1 protein-coding gene is annotated in these 5,880 nt (G+C 64.3%); it reads right to left on the reverse strand.

Going from position 1 to position 5,880, the window contains the following annotated elements; translation table 11 throughout:
* Positions 1-5,880, reverse strand: a 5,880-nt coding sequence (locus tag AACR77_RS18355; protein WP_042883269.1) for a T1SS-143 repeat domain-containing protein, incomplete at both ends; no start/stop codon positions are given.

The raw sequence follows: 5,880 nt of genomic DNA on the forward strand, positions 1-5,880 counted from the left end.
GGATTTCTGCCCCGTCCGGCACCCCTTCCAGGGTGACGCGCACCTGCTCGGGCCCGTTCTCGTGCACATTGCCGGCATTGCCGCCGGTGGCCTGGGTATCCCGGGTCTCCACCCCCAGGTTCAGGGTGATCACATCCCCTTCGGTGCCGCTCGCCTGCTCCTGCATGTCGGTGATGACCGCATCCCCCACCGGATTGACGGTGACGGTGAAGCCCGCACTGGTTTCAAGGGGAAGGGTCAGCCCCTTGTCCAGGGTGAAGGCGCTCAGGGTCAGTTCCACGGTGCCGCTGAAGTCCGCAGGCGGGATCAGGGTCAGCTTGGAGAAGTCGGTGCCCACAGGCACCTGCCACACCCCGCCGCCGTTGTTGACCGCCGGGGCGGACAGGGTGAAGCCATCCGGCACCCCCTTGATCTGCAACCCGACGATCTGCTCGGAGCCATCGTTGTCGATGAGGCTGGCCCCCAGCCCCCCCAGGCTCACGCTGCCATCTTCCTGGCCCGTGACGTTCTGGACCGTGAGGTTGGCCGGATCGTTCACCGGCAGCACCTCGAAGTTCACGTTGCCGCTCCAGCTCCCCCGATCCGTGCCCGTGGTGGCGGTATCGAGAATATCCACCGTCACCGCCAGCGGCACCTTGCCGCTGAAGTGCTCCTTGGGCACGAACACCAGATCCTTGAGGTCCGCCGGGTCGTTCACCGTGAGGGTGGCGACCGGCTGGCCGTTCTTGTCGAGGAAGTGACCATATTGAGGATCCACGGTCACGACCACCCGCTCCACGGTCTCGAGACCGCCATCGGCCACCGAGGGGCTGATGTCAGCGAGCTTGACCGAGAGATCGAGGTGGATCTCGGTGTCTTCCAGATTGTCAGGCTGGCCGTCGCCGTTTACGTCCTTCACGTTCAGTTGCAGCTCGGGCAGGCCATCCGCCCCGCCGTTGATGTCCACCTCCGGGGTGATGGAGAGGGTGACGTCCTTCTCCACCATCTTGGTGTCACCGCTCACGGTGTCGGTGTTGACCAGGCGCACATTGAAGTGCAGGCCGTCACCGGCATAGTCTTGCGGCAGGGTCAGGGTCAGGCGGTCGAGATCATCGAGGCCACCCGGCAGCTTGATGAGGTACTCGCCGTTGACAAAGTCGAAGGTGAGCCCCTGCACGTTGACGCCCGGGGGGAGACCAGTGATGACGATGCTGAGCTCGTCGTCCCCGCTGTCCGCCGTGCCCAGGGTCACCATCTGCTTGAGCTGGCTGCCGAAGTTGACGCCGTGATCCTCCACCCCGGTGATGGGGGCGCTGTTGTCAAAATCGACATCGGCGGCCACCTGGCCCGAGTGGGTCGCGCCATGGAAGTCGGCGCTGGCGGTGATCTCCCGATAGGCCGGAGCGCTCACATCCCCCTCGTTGTTGTCGCCAAGGTCGATCACCCTGGCGCTCACCTTGAAGGTGACGGTGCCGGTGAAGCCATCCGGCGAGCGCAAGGCATAACTGCCGAGGGCGTCGTGGGGCACCGTCCAGTTGCCCTTGCCATCGTTGATGCCGCCCACCACCACGAAGCCGGGGGGCAGATCGCTGATCACCAGGTAGTCGATGACCTCATCGCTGCTGGGGTCCAGATCCTCGAACACGAAGACGCCATCCAGCGGGATGTCGTGCCCGTCCGGGCTCTCCAGCTGACCGGTCTGCACCAGGTTGGCATCAGGCTCCACCACCGCCTGGATATCCACATGCAGGGTGCCGTCGATCACCTTCTGGGCAGTGGCGCTGGAGTCCACATCCACTTGTGTCACCGTGACATGGCTCTGGAGGGTGGTGTCCCTGTCGCTGTCTTCGGGCCCTCTCACCAGCAGCTGGCCACCGCCGAGCAGGCTTTGCAGCTCGGCGTCGCTCAACTCCACGGCGCCGCCGCTCACGGTCAGCTGGGTCTCGACCCCGCCCACGCGGATCCAGACTTCATACCCGGGTTCGATTCCGGAGAGGCTGAGGTGGGTCACCTTCTCGGCGCCGTCGGTCAGATCAGGTTGCCAGTCGAGGACGGTGAACTGATCCTCCAGGCCATGGCTGGTCTTGGCATAGTCGGTGGCGTCGATGGCCGGCTCCACCTTGATGGTGAGGGGCACGTCGAAACTCTTGTGGTCGCCGTCATTCTCGGTCACCACCACGTGGCCGACCAGGTGCAGATCGGCGGTGCTGTTGGGGGGCGGCTGGATCTGCAGGTTGCCAAGGCTGGTCACATCCACCTGATAGAGAGGATTGCCCTTGCCATCGAGCCCGGCGAAGGTCAGGGTAAGCTCCTTGCCACTGCCGTCGAATACCTTGGCCCCTTCCGGCAGCCCTTCCAGCACCAGGTTGAGGGTTTCCGAGTGATCGAGCGGGGTATCCGTCCACTCCCCCGAGGTGAGCTTGAAGTCCAGCGGTGCCCGGCCATCCTCCTGGATGGTGATGCTGTAGCCGTTGCCATCCTGGGTCCAGTCGGTGGTATTGAGATCGAAATGGGGTTCATCCACCACCCCCACCAGATCCACGTGCAGGCTCTGGCTGCCGGTCTCCTTCTCGTTCATCACAGTGTGGGTCTGGCCGCTGGCATCGGTCAGGATGGCGGTGTCCTTCACCACCCCCTTGATGGTGAGATCGAAATCGACGTTGCTGTTTTTGGGCGGCAGCAGCTTGAGGTCATTGATGCGGTCATAGGGCACCTCGTAATAGCCGTTGGCATCCAGAGTGACCGCCACCCCACCCAGCAGCAGGGTGGCACCGGCGGGCAGGCCGCTGATGCGCACGAACAGCTGCTCGGAGCCATCTGTGGTGTCTCCCAGATGGGCGAGCCCAATCTTGCTGCCCAGATCGATCAGGGTATCTTCCTTGCCCTGGATCTCGCGCACCGTCAGCTTGGCGTCGTCCGCCAGCGGGTTCACGTTGACAATCACCTCCAGAGGATCGCCGAGGGCCGTCTCCTTGCCGGTCACCACCGGGGTCTTCTCCGTGCTCACCGGGGTCACAATGAGCTTGATGTCACCGCTGTAGTCCTTGCCGGGCACCACGGTCACCTTGTTGATGTCGCCACCGGCCACCGTATAGAGGCCGTTCGCCCCCGGGGTGAGCACCTTGCCATTCAGGGTCAGCGTGCCCTGGCCGGAGGCCCACTCTATCTGGTAGCTCAGGGTCTCGGAGCCGTCCGTATCGGTGAGACCCGCCTTGACGTTGAGGGCGATGCCGCTGCTGTCCTCGTCCGTGGTGTAGTGCTGGTGCGTGCTGCCCGCATCCCACAGGGGTTTGTCGGCAATGCCCTGCACCGTGATGTCCAGATTGCCGGTCAGCACCGGGGGCTTGCTCCCCTCGGTGACCCCCACCTGCAACTGCACCGGGAAGCGCAGCGCAGCACCTCCGTTGTTGTAGCTCGAGTAGTCGTGGTTTGGCACAAAAGTGACACCGGTGAGCTGGAACTTGTCATCGGTGTTGGCCACCGCCACCATGGCCGCGGGCGGCACCTCATACCAGGTCTTGCCCCCCTGGGTGATGGTGGTCAGTGCGACGCCGTTGAAATAGAAGGTGCCCTGGGCGTTGGCTGGCGCCTGGATAAGCAACTGCTCCACATGCTCGCCCCGATCGAAATCCCCCACATCCAGGTTCATGGTGATGGGGATCCCCTGGCCCGGATCGCTCGCCCCCGCATCCTCCTGGCCGGTGACGGCGCTCACGGTGAGCTTGCCCGCCTCGTCCCGGATGGTCAGGGTCAGAAGACCATCGTCGGTATCCCCGTCGCCATCCACCAGGTGGAAGCCTATCTGCTGTACCAGGGTGTTGTTGCTGTGATCGATGCCCGATTTGGCGGTGAAGCTGTAGTCACCCTCGGCATTGATCACCAGGGTGCCGATGATCTGCCCCGTGCCGTCCGTCACCGAGATGGTGGTATTGCCCGTGGCGGCGATGGGGTGCTCGGTGCCATTGATGGTCACCGCTCTCACCACCGCATCATCCGCCCCCTCGCTGGCAGTGGCCAGCAGATCGCCAGTCACTTTCGCCCCTTCATTCAGGGTCTTGCTCGCGTCCACGGCCACGGGTACGTCATCCTGCACGCTCACATGGCCGATCACTTCGGCGCTCAGATCCCCGTCACTGTCCCGTGCCTGCAAGGGCAGCTGGATATCCAGCAGATCCTTGCCCTGGACGCTGTGATCAAGGTTGCCGGTCAGCTCGAAGGTGTAGCGGCCGGACGCATCCAGGGTCAGCTTGAAGATGAGCTTGCCTGCGCTGTCCTTGCCAAGGTAGACACCCGGCTGGCTGTCTGCCCCTATGGTGACCGCCTTGCCCCCCGACGTCAGGGTATTGAGGGCGTTGAAGCGGGCCACATCCAGTTGCAGGGAAACCACCCGGTCACTCCCGGCGGCGATCGTCACCTGGCCGATGGCAACCTCTCCCGTGCCTGACGGACTGGTGCCCCCATGCTGGCCACTGCCCCCGTTGAGGTCCGACTCCTTGACGGTCACCCCCTCGATGGCGGTGATCACGGGATCCGCCGCATCGGTGATCACCGCCGTGGTGCTGCCGGTGATCACGCTGCCGTCGCTGTCGGTCACCTTGATCGGCAGGCTCAGGTTGAGCTTGTCGTCCGCCCCGTGATCCAGGTTGGTGTGTACCGTCACCTGGTAATCGAGGGTTGCCTGGGTGTGGGCTTCGATGCGCCCCGGCACATTGGGCAGGGTCACCGTCAGCACCAGGGTGCCGCTCGCAGTCACTGCCTGGAAGCTGTGGCCGTTGCTGCCCGCCACCTCTTGCCAGGTGAGGGTCTCACCATTGTGGGTGATGGCCTTGCCACTCCCATCCACGACTTGGCCCGAGAGGGTCAGCCGCACGTCCACCACGGGATCGGAGTCCGCCGTGATGGTCAGGGTGCCGGTGGCATGCTGATCATCGCTGGTCTGGTTGTTGGCGGCGCCATCGAAGCGCCCCTCGCTCAGGGTCACGCCGGTCAGGGTGAGGGCCGGTTTGTCCCCTTCCGAAATGCGGATGTTGAGGGTGCCCGTGGTGCTGTCGTTGTTGCCGCTGCCCTTGTCGCTGTCGACGATGTTGAGCTTGAACGGCAGGTCGGTCGCAGTGCCACCGCTCTGGTGAACCCCCTCGAACAGGGTCACCTTGTAGTCAAAACCGTTGCTGGCGGCATTGTCCAGCTTGCCCACCAGTTCGACCTGAAGCACCTCGACGCGCTGGCCATTGACTTCCACATAGCCCTTCAGCACCTGGTTGCCCGGGATGCTGGCATCGCCGTCCACCAGCTCGTATTTGACGCTCTGACCCAGGGCGGTCAGGGCCGGCTGCTCACTGATGTCGGCAAACGACACCTCGCTCACCCGATCCGAGCCCGCATTGACCTGGAAGTGGCCGGTGCCGGTCAGGGTATTGCTGCCGTCGAGCCCACGCTCATCCAGGCTCACTCCGCTGCCCGCCACGAAGTGCGGCGCATGGCCATCCTTGATGGTGAGCGGTAAATCGGTGGAGACCCTGTCCCCATCCTTGTCGGTCAGGGTGACGGTGAGCGGCAGGTCGAGGGACTCGCTCCCCTGGTGATCCAGCTCGGCCCCCAGGGTCACCCTGGCGGTGACGCTCCAGTTGCCGTTGTTCTCAACGAGGCTCAGCTCGGCCCGCAGTACCTCGCGGCCGTCCGCGCTGGTCCCCACCAGCTCGCCGTTGGCATCCAGGGTGAAAGTCACCGGGCTGCCGTGGCTGCTGTACTTGCCATCCAGGCTGCCTTGAATGGCTGCGATATCGAACTTGAGGCTGCTCGTGTCGAGCGCATCAGCCCCGTGGCTCACGGTGAAGCTCATGTGGCTCACCACATCCTTCGCCCCCTGGTTCGCCTCCGTCATCTCGGTGCCGGTCACGGCGC

Origin of the sequence: Aeromonas sp. ZOR0002 (assembly GCF_963866995.1) — a bacterium.
GTDB lineage: Bacteria > Pseudomonadota > Gammaproteobacteria > Enterobacterales > Aeromonadaceae > Aeromonas > Aeromonas caviae.